The sequence below is a fragment of the Winslowiella toletana genome (assembly GCF_032164335.1).
In the GTDB taxonomy this organism is placed as follows: domain Bacteria; phylum Pseudomonadota; class Gammaproteobacteria; order Enterobacterales; family Enterobacteriaceae; genus Erwinia; species Erwinia toletana_A.
The window spans coordinates 2,598,812-2,623,260 of record NZ_CP134152.1 but is presented as its reverse complement, the minus strand read 5'-3'; the positions used below and the strand labels follow the sequence as shown (position 1 = coordinate 2,623,260).

24 protein-coding genes and 5 pseudogenes are annotated in these 24,449 nt (G+C 48.1%); 13 read left to right on the top strand and 16 right to left on the bottom strand.

The genetic code is table 11. The annotated features are described in order from the left end of the window. Window positions 1-113 precede the first annotated feature (113 nt). The 15 genes and pseudogenes from RIN69_RS12300 to RIN69_RS12230 form a co-directional block, all read right to left on the bottom strand. Window positions 114-1,460 carry a condensation domain-containing protein gene (locus tag RIN69_RS12300; protein WP_313852131.1) on the bottom strand — a complete coding sequence of 449 codons (1,347 nt, stop codon included), beginning with the start codon at window positions 1,458-1,460 and terminating at the stop codon, window positions 114-116. Window positions 1,461-1,558: 98 nt separating this feature from the next. After that, window positions 1,559-2,497 carry an N-acetyl-gamma-glutamyl-phosphate reductase gene (gene argC / locus RIN69_RS12295; RefSeq protein WP_313852130.1) on the bottom strand — a complete coding sequence of 313 codons (939 nt, stop codon included), beginning with the start codon at window positions 2,495-2,497 and terminating at the stop codon, window positions 1,559-1,561. Window positions 2,498-2,545: 48 nt separating this feature from the next. Beyond that, window positions 2,546-3,391, bottom strand: a complete 846-nt coding sequence (locus RIN69_RS12290) for a ThiF family adenylyltransferase (RefSeq protein ID WP_313852129.1) — start codon at window positions 3,389-3,391, stop codon at window positions 2,546-2,548. A gap of 16 nt (window positions 3,392-3,407) precedes the next feature. Further along, on the bottom strand, window positions 3,408-3,869 hold the full coding sequence (locus tag RIN69_RS12285; protein ID WP_313852127.1) for a GNAT family N-acetyltransferase: 462 nt from the start codon (window positions 3,867-3,869) through the stop codon (window positions 3,408-3,410). Window positions 3,870-3,886: 17 nt separating this feature from the next. Then, complete coding sequence (locus RIN69_RS12280; protein ID WP_313852126.1) at window positions 3,887-4,612, bottom strand: 2OG-Fe dioxygenase family protein; 726 nt, start codon at window positions 4,610-4,612, stop codon at window positions 3,887-3,889. 1 nt (window position 4,613) lies between these two features. Further along, entirely contained in the window at window positions 4,614-5,537 is a 924-nt protein-coding gene (locus RIN69_RS12275) for an iron-containing redox enzyme family protein (protein WP_313852125.1), read from the bottom strand. A gap of 4 nt (window positions 5,538-5,541) precedes the next feature. After that, window positions 5,542-6,129, bottom strand: coding sequence for a pyridoxamine 5'-phosphate oxidase family protein (locus RIN69_RS12270; protein WP_313852124.1), 588 nt, complete (start codon window positions 6,127-6,129; stop codon window positions 5,542-5,544). Beyond that, window positions 6,122-7,051 carry a fatty acid desaturase family protein gene (locus tag RIN69_RS12265; RefSeq protein ID WP_313852123.1) on the bottom strand — a complete coding sequence of 310 codons (930 nt, stop codon included), beginning with the start codon at window positions 7,049-7,051 and terminating at the stop codon, window positions 6,122-6,124. The genes RIN69_RS12270 and RIN69_RS12265 overlap by 8 nt, the downstream gene beginning before the upstream one ends. A 1,116-nt stretch (window positions 7,052-8,167) precedes the next feature. Then, window positions 8,168-8,755 (bottom strand): flavin reductase family protein, encoded by a 588-nt coding sequence (locus RIN69_RS12260; RefSeq protein ID WP_313852122.1) that lies wholly within the window; start codon window positions 8,753-8,755, stop codon window positions 8,168-8,170. A 288-nt stretch (window positions 8,756-9,043) separates the two neighbouring features. Beyond that, complete coding sequence (sapB, locus tag RIN69_RS12255; RefSeq protein ID WP_313852121.1) at window positions 9,044-10,009, bottom strand: putrescine export ABC transporter permease SapB; 966 nt, start codon at window positions 10,007-10,009, stop codon at window positions 9,044-9,046. After that, window positions 10,006-11,634, bottom strand: a complete 1,629-nt coding sequence (sapA, locus tag RIN69_RS12250; protein ID WP_313852120.1) for an ABC transporter substrate-binding protein SapA — start codon at window positions 11,632-11,634, stop codon at window positions 10,006-10,008. Before sapA ends, sapB begins: the two co-directional genes overlap by 4 nt. Before the next feature lie 300 nt (window positions 11,635-11,934). After that, window positions 11,935-12,189 (bottom strand): annotated as a pseudogene (locus tag RIN69_RS12245) (Mor transcription activator family protein); the annotation flags it as partial. Further along, window positions 12,186-12,635 (bottom strand): annotated as a pseudogene (locus RIN69_RS12240) (DUF3102 domain-containing protein); the annotation flags it as partial. The pseudogenes RIN69_RS12245 and RIN69_RS12240, both read right to left, overlap by 4 nt. 9 nt (window positions 12,636-12,644) lie before the next feature. After that, on the bottom strand, window positions 12,645-12,950 hold the full coding sequence (locus RIN69_RS12235) for a helix-turn-helix domain-containing protein (protein WP_313852119.1): 306 nt from the start codon (window positions 12,948-12,950) through the stop codon (window positions 12,645-12,647). 52 nt (window positions 12,951-13,002) lie between these two features. Further along, window positions 13,003-13,191 (bottom strand): DNA-binding protein, encoded by a 189-nt coding sequence (locus RIN69_RS12230; protein ID WP_313852118.1) that lies wholly within the window; start codon window positions 13,189-13,191, stop codon window positions 13,003-13,005. 465 nt (window positions 13,192-13,656) lie between these two features. Here RIN69_RS12230 and RIN69_RS12225 point away from each other — a divergent pair, with 465 nt between their 5' ends. The 5 genes and pseudogenes from RIN69_RS12225 to RIN69_RS12205 all read left to right on the top strand — a co-directional run. Further along, window positions 13,657-14,643, top strand: coding sequence for a hypothetical protein (locus tag RIN69_RS12225; protein ID WP_313852116.1), 987 nt, complete (start codon window positions 13,657-13,659; stop codon window positions 14,641-14,643). Window positions 14,644-14,662: 19 nt separating this feature from the next. Beyond that, complete coding sequence (locus tag RIN69_RS12220; protein WP_313852115.1) at window positions 14,663-15,418, top strand: hypothetical protein; 756 nt, start codon at window positions 14,663-14,665, stop codon at window positions 15,416-15,418. Window positions 15,419-15,574: 156 nt separating this feature from the next. Beyond that, window positions 15,575-15,737, top strand: a pseudogene (locus RIN69_RS12215) (putative holin); the annotation flags it as partial. A 16-nt stretch (window positions 15,738-15,753) separates the two neighbouring features. Beyond that, window positions 15,754-16,026 (top strand): annotated as a pseudogene (locus RIN69_RS12210) (tail fiber assembly protein); the annotation flags it as partial. A gap of 141 nt (window positions 16,027-16,167) precedes the next feature. Next, window positions 16,168-16,468: pseudogene (locus RIN69_RS12205) on the top strand (helix-turn-helix domain-containing protein); the annotation flags it as partial. Between the two features lie 319 nt (window positions 16,469-16,787). Here the strand turns inward: RIN69_RS12205 and pspF are convergent. Beyond that, complete coding sequence (pspF, locus tag RIN69_RS12200; RefSeq protein WP_313852113.1) at window positions 16,788-17,786, bottom strand: phage shock protein operon transcriptional activator; 999 nt, start codon at window positions 17,784-17,786, stop codon at window positions 16,788-16,790. 176 nt (window positions 17,787-17,962) lie between these two features. Between pspF and pspA the strand changes: the two genes are divergently transcribed. The 8 genes from pspA (at window position 17,963) to tyrR (ending at window position 24,433) form a co-directional block, all read left to right on the top strand. Further along, a complete protein-coding gene (pspA, locus tag RIN69_RS12195) occupies window positions 17,963-18,628 on the top strand; it encodes a phage shock protein PspA (protein WP_313852112.1) in 666 nt (221 codons plus the stop codon). Window positions 18,629-18,709: 81 nt separating this feature from the next. Then, window positions 18,710-18,937 carry an envelope stress response membrane protein PspB gene (gene pspB, locus RIN69_RS12190; protein ID WP_017799963.1) on the top strand — a complete coding sequence of 76 codons (228 nt, stop codon included), beginning with the start codon at window positions 18,710-18,712 and terminating at the stop codon, window positions 18,935-18,937. Continuing rightward, entirely contained in the window at window positions 18,934-19,296 is a 363-nt protein-coding gene (gene pspC / locus RIN69_RS12185; protein WP_313852110.1) for an envelope stress response membrane protein PspC, read from the top strand. Before pspB ends, pspC begins: the two co-directional genes overlap by 4 nt. A gap of 58 nt (window positions 19,297-19,354) precedes the next feature. Further along, window positions 19,355-19,579 carry a phage shock protein PspD gene (pspD, locus tag RIN69_RS12180; protein ID WP_313852109.1) on the top strand — a complete coding sequence of 75 codons (225 nt, stop codon included), beginning with the start codon at window positions 19,355-19,357 and terminating at the stop codon, window positions 19,577-19,579. 62 nt (window positions 19,580-19,641) lie between these two features. Continuing rightward, window positions 19,642-20,127 (top strand): GNAT family N-acetyltransferase, encoded by a 486-nt coding sequence (locus RIN69_RS12175; protein ID WP_313852107.1) that lies wholly within the window; start codon window positions 19,642-19,644, stop codon window positions 20,125-20,127. 53 nt (window positions 20,128-20,180) lie between these two features. Further along, window positions 20,181-21,578 (top strand): YcjX family GTP-binding protein, encoded by a 1,398-nt coding sequence (locus RIN69_RS12170; protein WP_313852106.1) that lies wholly within the window; start codon window positions 20,181-20,183, stop codon window positions 21,576-21,578. Then, on the top strand, window positions 21,575-22,639 hold the full coding sequence (locus RIN69_RS12165) for a YcjF family protein (protein ID WP_313852105.1): 1,065 nt from the start codon (window positions 21,575-21,577) through the stop codon (window positions 22,637-22,639). The genes RIN69_RS12170 and RIN69_RS12165 overlap by 4 nt, the downstream gene beginning before the upstream one ends. A 228-nt stretch (window positions 22,640-22,867) precedes the next feature. After that, window positions 22,868-24,433, top strand: coding sequence for a transcriptional regulator TyrR (tyrR, locus tag RIN69_RS12160; protein ID WP_313852104.1), 1,566 nt, complete (start codon window positions 22,868-22,870; stop codon window positions 24,431-24,433). The last annotated feature ends 16 nt before the right edge of the window (window positions 24,434-24,449 follow it).

Here is a 24,449-nt window from a genome sequence, read left to right as displayed (position 1 = left end):
CCATTACAAAAGCAGAAAGCACGACAATCTGATTATGATTGCATTGCCATTATATAATTCAAGACATGTTAGTGTTTAAAATCTGTTTGATAGCTTAAATATAAGTCTTGAATTTACGCTATGATAGCGGCCGACTCAGTGCCTTCAGCCTCATTACTTGTCTCAAGATTGTTGTTCAAAACTGACTGCAGGAAATGCGAAAAATCTTGCCATAAGGTCGAAATGCTTTCATCAGAGAAGTTTTTGGATGAAAACTCAATAAATACCACAGGTTGAATTGAGTGAAGATCCAGCATTATCAACAGATCCGTTTTGGTATAACCGGTATGAACAGGTAATTGTTCAATGCTGGCAGATTTAAGGTCAAGCCCATTGTTTACCCGGCCAATTTGCCCAAAAACAATTTTGAACAAGCCAAAAGGGTTTATATCGCTAATCAAACCCGCCTCCTTGACGATATCTGCCATGCAGCATAAGTCGTGTTCGCTATTATCAAGGAGAGCCTCATAGGCTTTTGCTACCATCTCCTTTAACGTGCTTTCCGCTCCGAATGTAAATCTTACGGGCAGTAAGCGTGTAAACAACCCCAGAATTTCATCTGATTCAGGCATGTTTCTGTTGGAACTCGGATATGACAGGCAGAAATCGTTCTGCTGTGTGCAATGCTGTAAGAAAGCAGCGAACAGTGTCATATAAATAGCGTAGGGTGTGACTGCATAATTTTTAGCTAAAGCACAGGCCTGGCTGTGAATAGTTCCAGTGAGGTTTTTTATTGCAACGCCGCCTGAAAAAGGGGAGGCGTCTGATGGATCTTTATATTTTGACAGATCTAAATGACTATCCACGCCCTGCAGATACGTTAACCAATATGACATATTCGATTTGGCTTTTTCCTGATGCTGTTTTTGCCACAGTGAAAAACTCATATAACTGATGGCATTGTCAGCAACGACGGTCTCTTTATCATTACATAATGAATTATAATATGAACTCAGCTCTTCGAAGAAAAGTGATGCAGACCAGCAATCGCAAACAATCTGATGAACAGTAATGTTAATCAGAAAGGCGTCGTTGGCCATCGGGACAATATCGGCTCGGATGGGTGAAGCCAGGTTTAGTCGGAAGGGCACGACACTACGCATTTTAATAATGTCATGCGCTTCTTTAAAGTTTTCTGCTTTCTCAAATAAATAGACAAAGTCAGAAATTTTATCTTCAGTTTCTGACGGCCCATATTGCATGGCATGCTCAGTATTTCCACCGAAACGTGAGGATAATCCACCGTGACGCGCGACGACCAGCCTCAACGCTTGCACAAAATAATCACATTCGAATCCTGATTTAATATGAAAAAGATAATTTGCATTAAACAATGGAATGCCTGGGTTATCAATATGCAATTGCCAAATATTCTTTTGTTCATAGGTCAGGGGAGATGTAATTTCATGATGTTTATTCATGGCGAGACTAACCCTCTCAGTTATGTAATGAGTGCTGGTTTTCAGATTAATTTAATCAATATCCTCTCCAGAAGCTGGAGAGGAAGTTAGCATGTTATTTACAGCGATGTATTTTCTAACATGATATTCAGATTCTGGATAGCAGCGCGAGACGCACCTTTACCCAGGTTGTCGAACACCGCAGCTAACAGAATTTGTCCGGAATCTTCATTAGCAAAGACGTAAATATCGAGATTATTTGTTCCATTTAAATATTCAGGATCCAATTGTGTAATCGTTGCTGCCTGTTCAACGGGAACGACATTAATGTATTCTGAATCAGAATAATAAACAGACAGACAATCATGTATCTGTTTGGCGCTGACTCCAGGCTTCAGAAGTCTCAAATGCAGTGGAACATACAGAACGATCCCTTGACGGTATTTTCCATAGGAAGGCGTAAACAACGGTGGAAATGAAAGCAGTGCCTGTTTCTGCATCTCAGGAACATGTTTATGCTTAAGACTTAAACCATATCCACGAAAAGGAGCATTAGTTGCCTGAGGATGCTGTGGATCTTCATAGGCATCAATCAACGAGCGTCCGGAACCGGAATAACCCGATATGGCATGTACATTGACAGGGTAATCACGCGGAACGATGCCCGCCTCAGTCAGAGGACGCAGCAAAGTAATCGCCCCTGTAGGATAGCAGCCAGGGTTAGTCACTCTGTTGGCTTCAGCAATCAACTGTACTTGACCCGGAGTCAGTTCAGGCAGACCGTATACCCAGCCGGTGGTGGAACGATGAGCCGAGCTCGCATCCAGGATACGTACCCGTGGGTTTTCAACAAATGATACTGCTTCGCGTGCTGCATCATCAGGCAGGCACAGAATCGCAATGTCACATTCGTTTAGCGCCTGGCTACGTTTCTGTGGGTCTTTTCGATCTGAACGCGCCAGCTCAATTAACTCAATATCATCACGGTCATTGAGTTGAGAATGTATCTGCAACCCTGTCGTTCCCGCTTCACCGTCTATAAAAATGCGTGATTTCATAATGTAAGTGCCAATGTAATGGTGAGATTCAGTTCCGCACGTCGCTTCCTATCCGGCTGCCTGAAGCTTCATGACGGATTTAAGCCCGTTAACGCCCTCATTTACATACGTTTGTTCAAATCGTCCAGCCATGTAGTCGATCTGATGCACGTAAGGGACCGGTTTAAAAAACATATCACGATCAAGCAGTTTCGCTAATGTAAAAGTTGACGTGAGTGTTGTTGCCAGCAGGCACGAAGAACTTAGTGAAGCGACTTTTCGGCTTTCAAAATCCAGTCGGGGTGAATCCAGGTAACTACTGTGTAAGCGCAAAGGATCCAGACCGATGCCAAAATTGATCAGTTTCTGTGTTTCATTCATTTCGGCAGACAGAGCGAAATACTCTTCAAAGGACATCGATTGTGGGTCGAAGAAATGCAAGGTTCCGCCAAACCCGATGGGGCATGAGATCACTGCCGGAATGCCCAGTTCCCTGGCACGGCGATACATGACAATGCGTGGTTCAATCACAAAGTAGTCAAGCGCATCGCACAGTACATCCACACCTTCAAGAAAATCGTCTACATTGTCAGGATTCACCTCTTCAAACTGAGAAATCCTCAATGCCGGATTAATGGACAGCAGACGTTCCCTGAGTACATCTGCTTTTTTTTGTCCTACAGTATGAATACTTGAACCAAACTGTCGGTTGAAATTTTCCGGGCCAAAGGTGTCAAAGTCGGCGATGTGCACGCCACCCACCCCCATTCTTACCAGGGTTTCAGCATGTGTATAGCCAACTCCCCCACAGCCAGGAACGGCGATAGTTTTATCTGCCAGTAAAGCGAGTTCTTCTTCGTTCACAATTCCCAACATACGACTGTAAATGACATCTCTGGAATAGTTATGTTCCATGATAGATTCCTTTTAATTAATGCTGTAATACGTAATGAAAACCAACAATATTAAATTTATGCTTTGACCAGTACTTCTGTGCCTGTGAGTTGCCAGTAAAGGTATCAAGGCATATATGACCGCACTGATTCTGTTCGGCTACTTCTTTTATCTTTTGCATCAGAAGTGCACCGACACCTGATTGCCGGAAAGCGTCATCAACCACAAAGTGATCCACGTATAAATACTTTCCGCAATAAAGTCGTGTGTTTAACCAATAGCCAGATATACCGACAAGACTATCTTTATAAAATACGCCCAAACAGGACCAGTTAAGATGTTTTATCTCGTCAAGTCGGGACTTAATCGTCTCAATTGGCAAATTCTGATAAAGCTGTACTAATAATGGGACGATAATAAATATTTCATTTTCATCGATTGTTCTTGAAGTCAGCTCTCTTGTGGTCAAATCTGGTTGTATCGCAACCTGAATAGTCACAATTCACATCCTATATATCAGTAAAACTCGATAACCAGTACGTCTCTGTAACCTTCTTTAAATCCTTCATTAACCGTAATCGCACTGGTATCATGAATTACTGTGTCATCGCGGAAAATTAAAACATCAGATGGATTTTGCAGTGTTCCGGTGAACACTTCTTGTTGATATAAGATATCAGTCAGTGTGGTTGATCCACCCGAAACATTTAAACGGTTTGCCATAAACAAACAGCTAAATTTGACACCGTCACGATGTTTACCTTCGGGCACTGGCTGTCCAGAAAAGTCTTTTGTCGCAATGATCCTGTTAAAGTAAGCATTGATTTTCCAGGTCTGAATATCTTCCAGCTCACCATAAGCCTTAGCCAGTCTCAGAAGAATTTCTCTTACGACCTGATTATTTACAATTGTATCGGTTAAAGGGGCAAAGTGTCGTTCAATGCCACCATTCAGTGGATTAAAGTACAGCGGCTGTGTATAGGGCGTTTGTGGCTGCTGTTCCAGCCGGTTTCCATCAGCAAACCATTTGAAGCGGCCAAAGCGACGCTGGCGATATAATCCGCCATCCATCATGTATTGGTCTAATTCCAGGTCTTCAAAAAATGCCTGAAATGCTTTCCAGTCTGGATGCGTGAGGAAATCAATGCCGAAAACTTGAGATGCGCTACCCAAAACAAAACGTTGACTTTCCAGGTTGTAAATTTTTGCTGTTGACGGTTTTTCCAGTGTGGTACTACTCATTTTAATACTCCTTTTCTTTTTGTAAGGTGATTTTATCCATTTCCGCTTCAACACTATTGTAATAATCCACTGCGACGTTATATCGGACAAGGCAACCGATACATAACTCCGGAATGATATCGGGATTATCTTTAGCGAGAGTCATCAACACTCTTTCTATAAGTTGCTTTCCATGATTTGCATCGACCTGAATATGCATGTCATGGTAATAGATGACATCCTCAGGTATTCCTAACCGGCGCATTGCTTGTACTGTTTTTGCGAATCGATAGGGTGCGGTATGCTCGAGAATAGCCAGCGTACCCAGCAATCGTGGGTGATATTTTCTGCGCAAGGCATACATCAACAACAGGTTGCCATTTTTTAATGCTGCGCTGGGTACCTGAATTTTTTCTGAGGATAATCCGGCAATCCCACGCAGCTTTTCTGCTGAGGCGGTAAACAAAACCGTGTGCATCTCTTCCAGGCTGCCCATCCCCATCTCATCCCAATAATTTTCGGCGAGAGCCAGTTTCATATCGCCGGTCATACCAAGTTGAGCAAGAGAAATCACATCGTCAAATCGTCCATCTACCTCATTTTCCATCGCAATATAAAATGTCAGCTCTTCAAGTGTTGAATGCTCAGCCAGCCGTGTGAAAAAGGGGGCCACGATTTTTCTGTGCGCCATATGCAATTTGTTGTACCAGCTTAGAAAATCTTCCGCATTGGTGGGGTAATCCTGCATTGCCAATCTGGATGCTTCATATGCATTCCATCTGTCCTCGATTTCTTCGATGAAGAAATACTCACTTAAATCTGGACTCTCCCTGAAATTTGCAGGCTGTCCGATTTCTCGCAGATAGAATGAATTTAATGTTTTTTGTTCTTCAAGCGTTGTATCGGAAACGTCAATCCCTTTTGCAAGTTGTTTTTTGGAATTCATATCCTCACTCCTTTTTTGGCACAAAATCTTTGAGATCATCTTTACTTTTCCAGTCGGGTTCCGGGGGGGCATAACCATAATCTGGGTTATATGCCGAGCTTTGCTTCACTTCCAGTAGCGGAACATATCTGGGGCAGTTAGGGAAAATATCCCTGACTTTAACAATAACGGCTAATTTTGCGCCCGGTAAATTTATTAAGATATCCGGTTCTTCACTTACAGAAGCCTGACCGTTAATTCTTAATTTTCTTCGCCCACCTTCATACTCAAGAAATAACATTCCTATATTAGGATTAGAGGCTATGTTACCTAAGCTTCTGTACATTCCGTTTCCGTCATAATCAGGAAAGATTAAGGTGGAAGAATTTACTATTTTTACAAAACCTGGATTTCCCCCTTTCACAGAACAATCCGGGTAGCCATCCGGAGATGACGTGGCTAAAAAGAACATGGGTGACTTTCGAATTATCTCTCGATCTGATTCGAGAAACTCGTTATGTCTTCTGGTTTTTTCCAGCTGGTCAGCTAATCCTCTGCTGTTAAATCTGTCCTGAAAGTAACGTGCTTCTTGCAGATAGAACTCATTATTCATTACTTTCTTTCCTTAACATTTTTTTCAGAACCCCCATATAGAAGGCTCGATAGGTTGGACTGTAATGTTCATACTTACCGCTAATTTTTGCATGTAAATCATGCAGGCGGTCGATCGGCAGGCCGGGCATCATGTGATGCTCAACATGAAAGTTATTCCCATTAGTAAACCATGTCATAAATGCATTGCTTTTAATGGTTCGTGTATTTGAGTATTGATGTGTACTTTCGGTATTACATTGATAATGTTCTGGCATTTCGATAAGTGCGTGTATAGGTGATGCAATAACAACAAAAGGTATCAGCCAAAATGTCGCGATGATCTCCCATCCGTAAAGATATGACAGTGTAGCCAGCACAGTCATAAACGAAATCATCACCAGATAGTCTCTGCGAATCTGTTTAGAAACTTTTGGCGTGGTGTCCTCATAATCCTGAAAGGTAAGGGCGATGAAAGCCTTTTTAATAAATGCATAGTACTGGGGGATCATAAAAAGACGTGAAACTAAAGCCCAGATCGTCATGAAACTAAGCGTGCCATATTGGTCACCGTAATCAAAGTATTCTTTGTTTTGTGGCGTTCCTAAAAACTTATGATGATTCAGATGACTATACTTATAATCAGCATACGAGACCAGCATGGGAAGACCCAGCAAGATACCAATAATTTCGTTTCCTTTTCTGTTTTTTATTCCCTGGGCGTGCAAGACCTGGTGCTGTAATTCAACCCCATGCGCGAAGATGGCACCCATTAAAAACACGCCAACAGACTTAATCCATAATGAATCATTCATGGCGAAAAAGATTGCTATGCCAATAACTGAGATATAGATAAAGAATTTCAACATAAACGTGACGTCGCTGGATCTGCTGGGCAGGTTAGTGAGGCTGATTTTCTCGACGGTAAAATCTGCATTACTCAAGGTTATCTCCTTATTTTTCCGAATGACTTAAAATGTTTGGTGAATAAAACGGGTAAAATGCCTGCGAGTTTCAGACGATGTTTTGCCATTTGTACTTTTTTGAGCTGTCGCTGCACTGTTTAATTACATAATTCAATACGGTTTTTCACTTCTCATGGGGCTCGGTGTCCCTTAATTTTTTATCAGACTAATACGCTGCCTATTTACTGTTGAGCATGTACTTCTTCTGACGCAAAGATCTCCTTGTTTGTTGCCTTTCAAGAGCAATTTTCTTCTGGGCGACGATTTTCCTCATTGGTTCCATAGTGAAAAATGATCATTTATGCACTTGCGGTGGTTAATAATTCACTTTTTCGTTGATTTAAATCTTAAACAAATTTGTGTTACCAACAAAAGTGTGATTTATAATATTGATTATAAACAATAAAATAATACACAGTGGGTTTAAATGTTATGATGTGATTGATTTGCAGGATAAAAAAACAAACATTCATTAAATCTTATGGAATGGTTTTGCCTACTGTTCGGGGGGTTATGTTGCTAAACGATATTTATATAGATTATTAATCCAGAGAATCGCATCTTAAAAAGAATATTTTAGTTCAGGGTATCAATGGGCAGTATAATCGATCGATTTCAGATCAATCATCAACTTACCAGATGATAATGGTTATCAATACTATCCTGAGGTTTTTTTAGTGCTATAGCGCTAAAATTTAACTTAAATCACTTATTTTATTTTGACTTCCTTATCTTTTTACATGTTCTGATTAGTCAATTTCCAACTTCTCTGCGAAAACACAAATTTTCCACCCCTCATTTCATAAGTAATTTTCTGAGTAGTTCAGATTTTGGCAATAAAACTTATGTCATTCGGCAACCTCTCACGGCTTGATGACTTACAGAATCCATAAAATTGAAGATGTTTTTCAGATTCAGCCATCGTGCTGATCTCACCAGCCGTAGCGGATGGTTGTCTGATGGTGCTTACTGCAATTAAGGATTATTCAGAATCAGAGGGTGTCGCTTACGCCGTTAAGGCGTAGCGAGAAGAGGAGGGGAAGTTAATAAAACGCCTGAAGACAGGCGTAAATACCGGTCTGTTGCCTGTAGATATCAGGGCATTTCTTCTCCGCCGATATCCATTGCTTCCCCTGTTGCGTAAAAATGTCCGCCTGCAATGTAGTGCAGGCTTCGCCAGGCAGGATCGGCATGTTCGAATTTCCAGTGTCCTTCACTAAAAATCCGTGTATCGGCCCATGCGCCGGTTATTTCAGCAATAAACAGATCATGGCTCTGCTGATTATGTAATTCAGGGATCACCTTGCAGGCCAGCCAGCCTGAGCAGCCTTCAATAAAAGGTAAATCGTTGCCTGGTATGCTAAAAACCATGGCGTCGGCATGTGCCATTTTGTCCGGATCATCATGCAGGCTATGTGTTCCGGCATAGTGGGTAAGCTTAAGCTGAGCAACCGTTGGCACCTGAATAACAAACTGCCCAGTTTTTTCGATTAGTTCGCGTGTTTTCGCCATCTTATCCAGCACAACGGTTAACTTCGGTGGTGAATAATCCAGTGCGCATACCCATGACGCGGACATGACGTTATCAACGCCTGCATGTCGCGCTGAGACCAGCGTTGTCGGTCCGTGATTGATCAGACGAAATGCTTTAGAAAGCTCAACGGGAGCAATAAATTTATTCATGCCTTTTCTACTCCAGTGATATGAGTATTGTCCAGTTATCAGACAGGTGTGTCTTTAGAGAGTGACAGATTCAGGGCTTTGCGTGCAGTGCGCGCGATCAAACTCACAGTGAAAATAAGTAGGGCAATGCCTGCCAGACTAAGTGCACCACCGTACGGATTAGCAGGGATTTCGCCGTCTAAAAACTGGGTAATGTTGGTGACCAGCGTCCGCCAGATACCTTGTCAATGGTGCGTCTAACCCGGAAGGCTTTCGCGCGCCGGGTAGAATGCCGTGCATTACTGCTAACTATCGAAGGGCATACCACTCTTTATGCTTTAACGGATTGGTCATGGCGCCTAAAATATCGGACAGTACGTTGACTGTAATGACCATCCCGCCCACCACCATCACACCGGCGGAAATCGCTGCATAATCCTGCTGGCGAATGGCGTTAATCAGCCAGCGGCCTAATCCCGGCCAGCTGAATACCACTTCGGTGATCATTGCCAGCGTCAGCATAGTGGCAAATTGTAAGCCAAGACGCGGGATCACCGGCGGCAATGCGTTATGTATCACATGACGGCGGATTACGGCAAAACGCGACAGACCACGGGTGGCTGCGGCTTTGATATAGTTTTTGTCGATAACATCGCTGGTACTGATGCGCAGCAGGCGAACGACCTCGGTAGTGGGTGCCACCGCCAGAGCGGTTACCGGTAGAATCATATGGGTGAAGGCACTAAGTAACATTTCCTCACGCCACGGTGAGTCGCTGAGCCAGGCATCAATTAAGGCAAAACCAGTGACGGTTTTGACCTGATACAACAGATCGAAACGACCGGATACCGGCAGCCAGCCGAGGTGGAGTGAAAAAAACAGCGTCAGCAGTAGCGCCAGCCAGAATACCGGCATTGAAAAGCCGAGCAATGCCAGCGCGCTGATCAGTTTATCCTGCCATTTATTGCGCATCACACCGGCCATAATTCCCAACGGAATACCGACCAGCAGCGCCAGGCTGAAGGCCATCAGGCAGAGTTCCAGCGTGGCGGGGAAGACCTCGCGCAGTTGCAGATTGATTGACTGACCGTTGATGCTGGAGACGCCGAAATCAAGCTGCAGGATGCCTTTAAACCAGAACAGCCAGGCATCCAGCAGCGATGCTCCCTGTAACGGTGCATTCGGCGTAAAGTAGCTCAGGCTGAAACCGACCAGCGTCAGCATAAATAGCGTGGTCAGCAACAGCACCAGGCGGCGCAGCGTATAAATAATCATTGCTTCAGATCCCTGGCTTCATCACGGTGTACGCCGGCAAAGGAAGCATTGCCAAACGGACTTAACACCAATCCTTTAATATCGTGGCGATAGGCTTGCAGCCGTAGCGATGAAGCCAGCGGCAGCACCGGCAGCTCCTGCGCCAGAATATTCTGCGCTTCGTCATAGCGATCGATGCGGGTAGCCAACTGTTGTGACAACAACGCCTTATGCAGTACTTCATCGAATGCCGGGTTGCACCAGTGGGCAAAATTGGTTTGAGAATTAATTGCGGCGCAGCTTAACAGCGGCCGGAAAAAACTGTCCGGGTCGTTACTGTCAGTCGCCCAGCCGGTTAGCGTCAGATCGTGATTCATTTCCATTAAACGCGCCTCCTGGAAGCGGCCTTCAACCTGGACAATGGTGACGCGTACCCCGATCTGTGCCATATCTGCCTGGATCAGCTCGGCGGTTTTCAGCGGGCTGGGGTTCCACGACTGGGAAGCCGAGGGCACCCAGAGTTTCAGGTGCAGATTTTCCAGCCCGAGTCGTTTCAGCTCATCGCGCGCTTTCTGCGGATTATATTCTGTGATGCGTGCATCATTATCATAAGCCCAGGAGGCGCGCGGCAAAATAGAAGCGGCAGTTTCTGCCGTACCGTAGTAAATCGACTCCATCAGGCGCTCATTATTAATCGCCAGTGCCAGCGCCTGTCGAACCTCGCGGCGATCCAGCGGTGCTTTACGGGTATTAAAGGCCAGATAGGCGATATTCATGCCCGGGCGCAAGGTAAGGCGCAGGCGCGGGTCGTCGCGCAGTATCGATAACTGGCTGGCGGCCGGATAGGCCAGCACATCACACTCACCGGTTAGCAGTTTCGACAGCCGGCCCATGCCTCCGGCTCCCATATCGACTACCACCTGCGGCATGCGTGGTACGCCTTTCCAGTAGAGCGGATTACGAGCCAGACGAATAAATTGCCCGGCGCGGTACTCATTCAGCATAAATGGCCCGGTGCCAACCGGCTGGCGATCCAGCAGTTCCTGACGATTAATTTTTGTCAGGTTGTCGGCGTACTCCGCTGAGAGCACCGGCGCATAGTGGGTGGCCAGATGCCAGAGAAAAGAGGCGTCCGGGCTGTTCAGGCGAATTTCAACGGTATCTTTATCGAGTTTTTTAACGCTTTGTACCGCATCGGAGAATTGCAGACTGTCAAAATAGGGATAGTTGCCGCCACCAACGTTATGCCAGGGATGCTTGCGGTCAAACATCCGGGCAAAACTGAATACCACATCGTCGGCATTCATCATGCGTGTCGGTGTGAACCAGCTGGTGGTCTGGAATGGCACGTTAGGGCGTAAATGAAAACGATAGGTGGCACCGTTATCCAGCACTTCCCAGCTCTCCGCCAGCTCCGGGATCAGGCGATAAGTATAAGGATCGACGTCCAGCAGGCGATCGTAAAGCTGCGCTGCCAGCGTATCGACGGCCAGCCCGCTACTTGCCAGCTGTGGGTTAAAAGTGTTCATCACGCCGCTGACGCAATAGACAAAACCGCTCTGGCGAATATCGCCGGGCGTTGCCGACCAGGCAGCGCTGCTTAACACGCTGAGTCCGAGAAGCAGGGTGGAGAATATTTTTGGCATCGGATTTTTTGGGTTCACGGGCAATAGGCAGAGTGTATCGCACTCTTGGCGTTGCCCCAAAGTTTGACTGGATAACCGGCTCTTTTCCAGGCAATTTTCATGCTGGAAATGCCTGCCGAAAAGCAAAGGCTGATGATAATGATCAGATTTGAGATAAATGACAGGGAATTAGTGAGATAATTATGGGAGGAACTGGGTCAACATGGGAAGATACTGGATGTAATGTGCAATAACCTTACAGTATGTGAAAATCAGACTGGCCCGAATAAAAACAAGTTCGAACCAGTCTGGTTTGTGATTTTACTCCCTTGTTCCGGCAACGTCATCAGATTCACCATCAAACAGCTTACCCTGCATCCGATCCAGTTCTTCCCTTTTAACCCGTTTCACCACGCTGTAGATCCACTGCAGAGAAACGCCAAACTTGCGGGCCAGTTCGTAATGGTTGCGCCCGTCGAACTCCAGGAAGATTTTCCTGTCGCGCTGGCTGACCTTCCAGACCATGCCCATCGGGAAGTACACGTTCTGCCCGCCCCAGACCTGCATCATACGGCTACCGTTCGACCATCAGCTAGCTGAGCAAGTTCTTCATCATCTTCCAACATCAATTCGTAAAATTTTGAACGGCCTAAAAGCGAAAACGTTTTCGCTTTTGACTCAAGTTCAGGTGATAAAAATTTAAGGGAGGCTTGAGCCTTTTTTTGCGCAATACGGGGTTCAATGCTGAGATGTTCTCTGACAATCTCAACAAACTCGCCATGCGGCTCATTTTCCTTAAGGATAATTAGGCGTTCACCTGCTTCCAGCATAGCCTCAGCACTCTGAGCCATATAAAAACGTGTCTCGTGTACAATACGATCGCGTTCATACGGCAGCCCATCACCAAATTGCTGCATGATTTCTAGGCGATGTTCGGTCATGGCGTTCAGACTAACGTTGAGGCCATCGCTTAGCGGTGCATCTTTCACTAGTTCAACTGGTTGTGATTTTGTACGTCCCATGCCAAATCCTTAGCGACTGCCAGCTATAACACGCTGGTTAATTTCATTGATACGATCCTGCGCCCGTGCCATCTCGGTACTGTGCGCCATGGCGATTTGTAATAGCTGGACTCCAGGGGCAAAATGCCCGTTATCCAGTTTTAGAGCCAAACCCTCTTCGATAAGGGTATTGAGCGCCCGATTGATATTCGCCGGGGACTCGCCCAGAGCTGATGCCAGTTCACCGTTAGAAACACCGTTGAGAGCGTGACCGCGCAGAGCTTTAAGAACGCGCAGAATGCGTGAGCCAGAACTGGATACATTTGCCTTGCTCATGTCACATTCCCCTTTTTGCGATATGTGATAATCTGTTACACGGGCTAAAAGGTTAGGCCGCATTCGAATCTGGTTTCAGATCCAGCTTCACTGCAATTCCGTGGGATTTGCCGTAGCGGGCTTTGGTGAAACCGTTAAGAACACGGTAAACCTCATTGCGGCTGTAGCCGTTTTCTTCTGCCCAGCGGGTGAAAGTGACCCCGCGCTGGCGGAAGAGTGATTTGACTTGCTCTGCAGTCATCGTTGTCTCCTTTGTTGATGCAATGATGTTTGGTTTATATGTGATGGATTATGGTATTCATTTGAATACCTGCCAGCGGGATTTGCATGCAATTGAGTATCGGTGAGCGATTAAAAGAAGAACGAGAGAGACCAGGACTGAGCCAATTGGCATTCGGTGAGCATGGTGGCGTGAAAAAAATTGCTTAGCTTAACTATGAGAAAGGTGACAAGTATCCCGATGCACAATATTTGGCTGCGTTAGCTAGGTTCGGTGTTGTTGTAACTGGTGACCGTTCAGTTTCTTCGATGCCACAAGATGAGGCTAGTCTGATTGAGTTATATCGTGCTGCTCCAGTGGTTGTTAAAATGGTTCGTCACAAGAGCGAGCCGAGCAGGTTATTCAGGGAGATGTTCTGGGGAACGTTATTAAAGGTAATGTGACCATAGGAGCTGGAGCCGTAATGAACAAAAACACGAAGAGAACATGAATAAGCAAAAGCAAACAGTTAATGGGGATGTAGGCAATGTTGTCAGCGGTGATGTAACTATCCATAACTATACCGCTGGGGTATCCCATGCTGCTCAGCAACCAATCTCACTGCTACAAAAACGTGATCTGCATCGATTAATGGATGAATTTGTTGACGCTGGTGAAAGCAAGCGCGAACTGTGGCTGGTGCTCCATACGAAACTTCACACCAAAACTGTCAATGAGATGACTGCAGCTGATTACCATTGTGCTGTTAAGATCCTCCAGAAGTATGCCCAGCGGGTCAAGGTCCAGAAGGACTGTAATACTTTAGTCAGTAAAATAATGACTATTACTAACCCAGCATATCGCCTTGATCGTGACCGATATTGCTTGAAGCATTTCGGTACAACCCATCTTAAGGATTTAGATAAAGAGCAGCTTCAATCAGTGTTTGGTTACTTTGATGATTTATTGAATGTTGAACCAGACGAAAACACAGTTTCTCCTGTGGCTCAGGGTACTGAACTAAAACCTTCCCGAGTGACATCGAAAGCGAATTATAAGATTTTTGTCATTTTAAGCAGCGTAGTCGCACTAGTCATAGCCGTGGGGATTGGCCTCACCATCTTTCTCAATGGCAGTCCCGCGACCAAACAGGCTTATCAAAATGGAATAAGTAGTTTTACTGCCGAGACAAATGATAGGGTCGTAAATACCGCAATCCCAGCCTTACGGAGTGTTTTTCCAGAATTGGATAAATACAAATCTGATTTTGTTAACGTATCAAATTATATACAGAAAATCGGTTGGCACACGTTAGTATTGACGATGACAAGTGGCTCGCCAGCATGGGTGAAGTACAACCTTAAGCAGGAAAAGTGCTACATCAACATTTCACCTGATAGCAGCTATGCCAGAGTACTCAACTCTTCTTGTCTGAGTTTCTTAATGTATAGTAGCAGTCGACGGGGATATGTCTTTAAATACCATTTGAAATAGCGAAGAAATGAACGGAGTTATGATGAAAGATTTTTTGATTTTAGTTGCAGTAATAGCTATCTGGGTTGTAGTTGCAAGATTATTATCACGTCATTTTATAAGGAAAGGTCATAAACCTTGGCTGAGTAAGACTAGTGGTGGCATCGTCGGATTTGTGGTTGCTTTATTTTTCTTGGTTTTATTTATTCCCACCCAAGATAAAAATGAAAAAGCAAGAACAGAAACCAGTACGGCTATGCAAACGGCAAAACCTAAAAATGAACCGGTTGAGACACCTTCTCAACCTGAAGATGCCTCTGAAGAAACGGTTACCAGTGTTCCTGAAGTAACGCTGGAAATATCCCCTGAGGTATTCTCGAAGCGAATGAATGCCAACCTTAAGACTTTCGGTAGCTCATTTAGGTTGAAAGCACATATCGAAAGTGGTGAGGTCAAGAATGTTTTTAAATATACATTCAACGATCATCTGGCCATTGTTGGTACAGTCGATAAGAAAAGCAAGAACCTTTCAGGTATCACATTGATTACCAGGGGTGATGGCACAGCTAAATCAGGTGCCGATGTCATGGCTGTTGTTGTATCAGCATACTCTGCCGTGTTAGGTGAGAACACCATGAAAACTGGAGAGCCAGCAAAAATCGTGATCAAGCTGGTCAAATTGAAGGAAGAAAAAAAAGACAATACCCCAACGGTTTCGACCATATTCAATGGTGTGAAATTTAGTTATATGAGTAGTGACACCCTTGGTAATTTGTTTACAGCGGAGCCAATTTGATTTATTGGTGGGGCGCATTCATGCGCCCCATAACTCACTTTCGGTGACATTTTATATCTAAATGACATGCATCCACGATAAACACTTATAACGCGGTTTAAAATCCCCTTTAATTGACATTTGTGATGCTGTTTCCACTACACAAGGAGACGCATCATGAAAAACCTGAAAAAAATCATTCCCCCTGTTAAAAAGCCCCGGCTCAGCGGCTGGCTGCTGACTGCTGACTGCTGTGCTTCTGCTCGGCATCATCGGTCTGGTCTCACCCCAGCAACTGCCGATTGTGGTCTACAAGCTGTCGCTCATCACGCTCGCTGCGGGATGTTTACAGCCTGCCTGCATGGGTTGATATCCCTCCGCCAACACATGAACAACTGATCGTCGAAGCCTCAGCAAAGAAAAACCAACTTCGTGCAGCGGCAGACACTGAAATAGAATGGAGACAGGACGCGGTTGATGCCGATATCGCGACAGAAGAAGAAGCCGCAACGCTTGCAGCATCGAAGAAATACAGGGTCCTGCTGATGCGTATCGATACATCAAAAGCCCCCGATATTAGCTGGCCCGAGAAGCCGTTCTGGACAACTGGCGGGGATGGTAGCGCATGACTACCATCCTCAAGATTTTATATAGGCACACAGTTTCCTGCGATATTCAGTCCATGCTGATAACTCAGCGTTCACTGCCTTTTCAGTCATTCCCGCATAATCTACCTCTTCTATCTACTCGTTCTACTCGTTCAGCGCGGCAATATTGATACCAGCACTTGCTTGGGGCGTTTCTTTTACTATGTGATGCCGGTATTAACGGAGATGGAACGAGAGCAGATCGTCGGACGAACACTGGCTGGTTAGCAGCAGCCAGGGCACAGGGATGCACTAGCGGATGACCAACGCGTTAAAGCAACATGAGCGGGAACAGGTTGGACGGCTATTTGCTAAGGGACATACCCTCCAGCAGTTGGCCATTATCTAAGGTGTAGGGTTATCGACGTTTTACCGATACTTTCCGGTGGTTGGCCTTAGGAAGGGTAAAGCAGTAGGATTGTAATTCTTTTGCAAATATTGAAACGCCGCAGCGATGCCATTTATCTCACAGAACTAGGTGCATTTATCGCGCGGCGCATCATGATAATACGCACAATGTTACTATGGTAATGAGAAAGATTCTCAACAAAATGCTTTACAGATGATAGTGAGAATGATTACTATTCATTTGCGCTTCGACGGTGGCTCTACCGAAGAAGAGCACGACATTGCTCACATTGCTTCCAGTATTTTTCGGCCCGCCTTGCGCGGGCCTTTTTTTGCATTTGATGGCTGGTGGCGTCAATGCTTAATATCAGCTGACGCCTGAATGACTTGAGCCGTCACTCTTCAGTTTCTTCCGTCACTCGCACCCCATGCTTTTTCATCATTGCGCGCAGTTGGTGATAGGTAACGCCTAATAACTCTGCGGCACGTCGTTGATTAAAGCGCGCCTGTTGCAGGCTCTTTTCCAGCAGCGCTTGCTCCTGCTGATTCTGCCACTGGCGTAAATCAAGCGGCAGATCGGGATACGGGGATTCAGGCGGTTGCGCAACTTCCGTTGCGGCTGCACGGCTGAACGGATTAATAATAATGGTATCCAGCTGTTCGTCGACGGTGCTGTGGCGATATACCGAGCGCTCGACGACGTTTTTCAGCTCGCGAACGTTACCGGGCCAGTGATAATCCAGCAGTACGCGTTGCGCCGCTGGCGTGAAGCCAGGAAACAGCGGCAAGCCGAGCTCGCGACACATCTGAATGGCAAAATGGTTGGCCATCACCAGGATGTCGCTGCGGCGCTCGCGCAGCGGCGGCAGCTGCACCACATCAAATGCCAGGCGGTCCAGCAGGTCGGCGCGGAATTTGCCTGCGCGCGCCAGCGCCGGTAGATCATCATTGGTCGCACAGACCAGGCGTACGCTGACCTGCAGCGGCTGGCTGCCGCCGACGCGTTCCAGCTGGCCGTACTCAATGACCCTCAGCAATTTTTCCTGTACCAGCATCGGAGCGGTGGCCAGCTCGTCGAGGAACAGCGTGCCGCCATCGGCGCGTTCAAAGCGGCCGAGATGGCGCTTTTGCGCGCCGGTAAAGGCCCCCGCTTCATGACCAAACAGCTCAGAATCGAGCAGATTTTCGTTCAACGCGGCACAGTTAAGCGAGATAAATGGTCCTTGCCAGCGGTCGGAAAGGTAGTGCAGGCGGCTGGCAATCAGTTCTTTACCGGTGCCGCGTTCACCGATTACCAGTACCGGTTTATTTAGCGGAGCCAGCCGTGAAACCTGCTCTAATACTTCGAGAAAGTTATTCGACTCGCCCAGCAGGTTTTCAGTCTGTTCGCTCATGATGAATTTCACCAGGTGTTAGTGATTAAAACCAGATTACGCGTAGCATTACGCAAAGTAAAGCAGGGGAGTCATTGAAAATCAATAACATAAAAGTTGGCACGCATCTTGAATTACTTAGCGGCAGCTGTGCAGAGCATGGCGTAACGCAGACAATATTAATGAGGATTTTGATTATGGGTATTTTTTCTCGTTTTGCCGACATCGTGAACGCCAACATCAACTCTCTGCTGGAGAAAGCAGAAGATCCACAAAAGCTGGTGCGTCTGATGATTCAGGAAATGGAAGACACGCTGGTAGAAGTCCGCTCAACCTCCGCTCGCGCGCTGGCTGAGAAAAAACAGCTGATTCGCCGTATCGAACAGGCAGAGACTCAGCAGAGTGAGTGGCAGGAAAAGGCCGAACTGGCGCTGCGTAAAGACAAAGACGATCTGGCGCGTGCCGCGCTGATTGAAAAACAGAAACTGACCGATCTGATCGCCACCCTGACGCAGGAAACTTCGCAGGTAGAAGAGACGCTGGACCGCATGAAAGGCGAAATCGGCGAGCTGGAGAAAAAGCTGAGCGAAACGCGCGCTCGTCAGCAGGCGCTGACCTTACGCCATCAGGCGGCTTCTTCCTCACGTGATGTACGTCGTCAGCTCGACAGCGGAAAAATTGATGAAGCCATGGCGCGTTTCGAATCCTTTGAACGTCGTATTGATCATATGGAAGCGGAAGCGGAGAGCGTGAGCTTTGGTAAGCAGAAAACGCTGGATCAGGAGTTTGCCGAACTGAAAGCCAATGATGAAATCAGTGAGCAACTGAACGCGTTAAAAGCCAAAATGAACCGTAGCGAGTAACATCGCTAGCGGGCAGCCATTCGGCTGTCCGCCCGATAATTACTGTCTCAGATGACGGCCAGATAAGATCAAGGAGAGTGAATGAGTGCGTTATTTCTTGCCATACCGCTGACAATTTTTGTGCTGTTTGTAGCACCTATATGGTTATGGCTGCATTACAGCAATCGTCAGAACAGCGGCGCTGAGCTATCACAAAATGATATGCAGCGTCTGCAACAGTTAACCCAGGATGCCAGACGGATGCGTGAACGTATTCAGGCGCTGGAAGAGATTCTTGATGCTGAGCACCCGCACTGGAGGCAACCATGACAGGATTAGCGTTTAGAGGAAATAAGCTGTGGCGCATTCCGCAGCGCGGGAAAATTAAAGGCGTATGTGCCGGAATTGCTCAGTATCTCAATATACCGGTACGTTTAGTGCGGATCATTGCGGTGCTGTCGCTGTTTTTCGGCCTGTTTATGTTTACCGTGATTGGCTACTTTATTCTTAGCTGGGTGCTGGATCCAATGCCGTACGGTGCCGATAGCGAGCAACAGCCGGTCACCGCACATCAATTGCTTAACGACCTGAGTAGTGAACTACAGGCAGGTGAAACCCAGCTACGTAATGTTGAACGCTATGTAACGTCGGAGACCTTTAGCGTGCGTAGCCGCTTCAGCCAGCTGTAATCGCTGATAACGCGGGCCGCTGCTGACCCGAATCTCTTTTTTACCGGGAGAATATCTGATGCAAAACTGGCAACAGACTGTACGCCGTAACGCCGCGCCCGCGTTGAAATCGGCCGGCAAATTTATCATTATCAATGCCCTGAACTATGGCCCGGCGGGCGTGGCTGGTTGGGCAGTAAAATCGGTCGCGCGTCGGCCGTTGAAAATCCTGCTGGCTTTGGCGCTGGAGCCGCTGCTGAAGCGGGTGCTACGCGGTGTCACGGCTCGCTGGAGCAAAAGCTGATACTCAGAGCTGGCAATCGGCATGCTATGCTGCTGATATCATCTCTGAATCAGGAGGCTACGATGCCTGCAACAATCCGCTTTGCCACCCTCGAGGATGTCGAACAGATCGCTCAGTTACTGGTTGCCAACTCTGCCGACGAGGGTGGGGCGCTGTATGGTAGCTACTCGACAGAAAAGGTCCGTGGCTGGTTGCAACGCACGTCTCCTACCGTTGTCGCTATTGTTGAAGGCAAGGTAGTGGCCGTGCTGTTCAGTGCCAGTCGCTCTGAGGCCGTCGCCCCGCCGGTGCGTGCGATGTTACAGGCGTGGCCGGGTCAGCCTGATAACTGGATCTACGGCCCGGTTTGCATTGATGCCAGCCAGCGCGGCAAGCAGTTACTGTCGGCGCTGGTCAAAACGCTTAAAGCGGCAATGGATGGACGTGAGGGCTTACTGTTCATTAACGAAAACAACCCGCGATCTATTCATGCTCATCAACGACTGGGTATGCCGGTTGTCGCCGAATTTACGCTGGAACAGCAGCGTTTTGTGGTAATGACTGCCTGATATAATCAATCAAATCAAAGAATAATAATTCTGCTAAGGCGCTAAATTTCACAATGATACGACTGCAAAATGAATTGATGTCGCTGGTGAATCGTGGTGTGGACCGCCATTTGCGTCTTGCCGTCACCGGCCTGAGCCGTAGTGGTAAAACGGCTTTTATTACCTCGATGGTTAACCAATTACTGAATGTTAACGCCGGTGCGCGCCTGCCGTTGTTTTCAGCAGTGCGAGAAGATCGCTTGCTGGGGGTAAAACGCGTGCCGCAACGCGATATGGGCATTCAGCGTTTTACTTACGACGAAGGTTTATCGCAGCTGTATGCCACACCGCCAGCCTGGCCAACGCCGACCCGTGGGGTCAGCGAAATGCGTCTGGCGCTGCGTTATCGATCGCGCGATTCGCTGCTGCGTCACTTTAAAGACACCTCAACACTGTATCTGGAAATCGTCGATTATCCTGGCGAATGGTTGCTGGACTTGCCCATGCTGGCGCAGGATTATCTGAGCTGGTCGCGGCAAATGACCGGGCTGTTGCAGGGCGATCGTGCCGAATGGGCCAGACCGTGGCGCGAGCTCTGCGCCGGGCTGGATCCACTGGCTCCGGCAGATGAAAACCGGCTGGCAGAGATTGCTCAGGCCTGGACCGAATATCTGCTGCAGTGCAAACAGCAAGGTCTGCATTTTATCCAGCCCGGACGTTTTGTGTTACCTGGCGATATGGCCGGTGCCCCGGCGCTACAGTTTTTTCCGTGGCCGGATGTCGATGCGGCCGGTGAATCTAAGCTGGCGCAGGCCGATAAGCACAGCAATATAGGCACGCTACGCGCACGCTTTAATTACTACTGCAATCATGTCGTCAAAGACTTCTACAAGAACTACTTCCTGCGTTTTGACCGCCAGATTGTGCTGGTCGACTGCCTGCAACCGCTAAACAGCGGGCCACAAGCCTTTAACGATATGCGCCTGGCGCTGACCCAACTGATGCAGAGTTTTCATTATGGCCAGCGCACGCTGTTTCGCCGCATGTTTTCACCGGTAATCGATAAGCTGCTGTTTGCTGCAACCAAGTCGGATCATGTTACTGCCGATCAGCACGCTAATTTAGTGTCGCTGTTACAGCAACTGGTGCAGGATGCGTGGCAAAACGCCGCTTTTGAGGGGATCAGTATGGATTGTGTCGGCCTGGCCTCGGTGCAGGCGACGCAGAGTGGGCTGGTCGATCATAACGGCGAAAAAATCCCGGCGCTGCGCGGACATCGTTTACAGGATGATGCTGCTTTAACTTTTTATCCTGGTGAGGTACCGCCACGCCTGCCGGGAAACAGTTTCTGGCAGCAGCAGGGTTTTCACTTTGAACAGTTCCGGCCGCAAAATCTTGATATTGATCGGCCGCTGCCGCATATCCGGATGGACGCGGCGCTGGAATTCTTACTGGGAGACAAACTGCGATGAACGCACCGCTGAAACCGCGCATTGATTTTGCTAAACCGCTGGAAGCGGAATCGACTCCGTTGATCAAACCGGCGGTAGCGTTTGAACAGCAACAACAGGCGCAATTTACTGCCTTGCAGGATGATGACATTGAGCCGCTGGAAGAGAGCGCCGGTGAGCGAGCAGTCGAAGCCGCATTAAGGCCGAAGCGCAGCCTGTGGCGCAAAATGGTGACTGCCGGCGTGGGGCTGTTTGCCGTCAGCGTCGTCGCGCAAGGCGTGCAGTGGATCCATAACGCCTGGCTCGCTCAGGACTGGGCGGCGCTCGGCGGTGGCGTGGCGGGTGGGCTAATTGTGATGGCGGGTGTTGGCTCGCTGGCGACGGAGTGGCGGCGGCTGTACAAGCTGCGTCAGCGTGCCGAAGAGCGTGATATCGGCCGCGAACTGCTGAACAGTCACGGCATCGGCAAGGGGCGCGAGTTTTGTGAAAAGCTGGCGCGTCAGGCGGGTCTCGATCAGGGGCATCCGGCACTGCAACGCTGGCAGGCATCGCTACATGAAACCCAAAACGATCGCGAGGTTGTTGCGCTGTATGCGCAGCTGGTGCAGCCGGTACTGGATCGTCAGGCACGTCGCGAAATCAGCCGTTCGGCCGCCGAGTCGACGCTAATGATTGCGGTCAGCCCGCTGGCGCTGGTGGATATGGCATTTATTGCCTGGCGTAATCTGCGGCTGGTAAACCGTATTGCCACGCTATACGGCATCGAACTTGGCTACTTCAGCCGTATCCGCCTGTTTCGTCTGGTGCTGCTGAATATTGCTTTTGCTGGTGCGTCCGAACTGGTGCGTGAAGTCGGCATGGACTGGGTATCACAGGACATTGCCGCCCGGCTGTCGGCGCGAGCCGCGCAAGGAATCGGCGCAGGTTTATTGACCGCACGGCTTGGCATTAAGGCGATGGAACTCTGCCGACCGCTGCCGTGGCTGGAGGAAGATAAACCGCGGCTGGGTGATTTTCGCCGTGAGCTGATTGGTCAGCTAAAAGAGTCACTGCAAAAAAACGGTAATAAATCAGAGAAGTGAACCATTAGTGGCGAACAATTCGCCACTATTCACTGAATGAAGTCTGATATTTGCTATATCCCGCTAAAAAATTCCATTCCGGCATGATAATCGATACCTTTTCAGCTACTCTCTTTTTGCCGAATGCTGCTGGCTGTCAACTTTTCATGACAGAACGCTTCTGACCAGACGCATCATGGCGTATTATTTCAGTAACCGCTTTTCTCATCTTTGAACAAGGCCAACCCAATGCGTTTGGAAGTCTTTTGCCAGGACCGAATTGGTCTGACTCGTGAACTGCTGGACTTACTGGTCGAACGCAGTATCGATCTTCGCGGTATCGAAATCGCCGCTATCGGCCGTATCTATCTCAATTTCTCCGCCATTGCCTTTGAGCAATTCAGTAATCTGATGGCCGAGATCCGTCGCATCCCCGGTGTTACTGATGTTCGCACCGTGGCATTTATGCCGTCAGAGCGCGAACACCGCGCACTGAGTGCACTGCTGGTGGCGCTGCCGGAACCGGTTTTCTCGGTGGATCTGAAAAGTAAGGTCGAGCTGGCTAACCCGGCGGCGCAGCTGTTGTTTGGTCTTGACGAGCAGAAAATGCGGAATCACAACGTCAGTACCTTGATAACCGGTTTCAATTTTACCCGTTGGCTGGAGAGCGAGCGGGTTGAAGCGCACGCGCAGCACGTGGTGATTCAGGGCCGTGACTTTTTGATGGAGGCGCGGCCGATTTATACCGCTGGCGATGACGAGGCGCAAACCAGCCTGGTTGGCGCAGTGATTATGCTGAAATCGACGGCGCGGATGGGGCAACAATTACAGAATCTGGCGGTTAACGATGATTCTGAATTCGACCATGTGGTAGCGGTTAACCCGAAAATGCGTCAGGTGGTCGAGCAGGCCCGTAAACTGGCGATGCTCGATGCGCCGCTGCTGATCGTCGGTGATACCGGTACCGGTAAGGATATGCTGGCACGCGCCTGCCACCTGCGCAGCACGCGCGGTAAAAAACCCTTTTTGGCGCTTAACTGCGCATCGCTGCCGGATGATGTGGCAGAGAGTGAGCTGTTTGGCCATGCTGCGGGTGCTTACCCCAATGCGCTGGAAGGTAAAAAAGGTTTCTTTGAACAGGCAAATGGCGGCTCGGTGCTGCTGGATGAAATTGGTGAAATGTCACCGCGTATGCAGACAAAACTGCTGCGCTTCCTGAACGACGGCACGTTCCGCCGGGTAGGGGAAGAGCATGAAGTGCATGTCGATGTGCGGGTGATCTGCGCAACGCAGAAGAACCTGACTGAAATGGTCAATCGCGGCGAGTTTCGTGAAGATCTGTTCTACCGGCTGAATGTGCTGACGATTAACTTGCCGCCGCTGCGCGATCGCCCGCAGGATATTCTGCCACTGACAGAACTGTTTGTTGCCCGTTTCGCCGACGAGCAAGGGGTGGCGCGTCCACGCCTGTCGCCGCAGCTGAATGCTTTTTTAACCCGCTATAACTGGCCGGGTAACGTGCGCCAGCTTAAAAATTCGCTGTATCGGGCGCTGACCCAGTTGGAGGGCTATGAGCTACGTCCACAGGATATTGTATTGCCGGAACTGGCGATGGACGTTTCGCTGGGAGATGATGCGATTGAGGGATCGCTGGATGAGATTACCAGCCGCTTCGAACGCTCGGTACTGACGCGCCTGTATCTCTCCTATCCCAGTACCCGCAAACTGGCAAAACGCCTTGGGGTTTCTCATACCGCCATCGCCAATAAACTGCGCGAATATGGTCTGGGGCAGAAGAAAGAGTCGTCGTCCTGACGCAGGCGGCATCAGG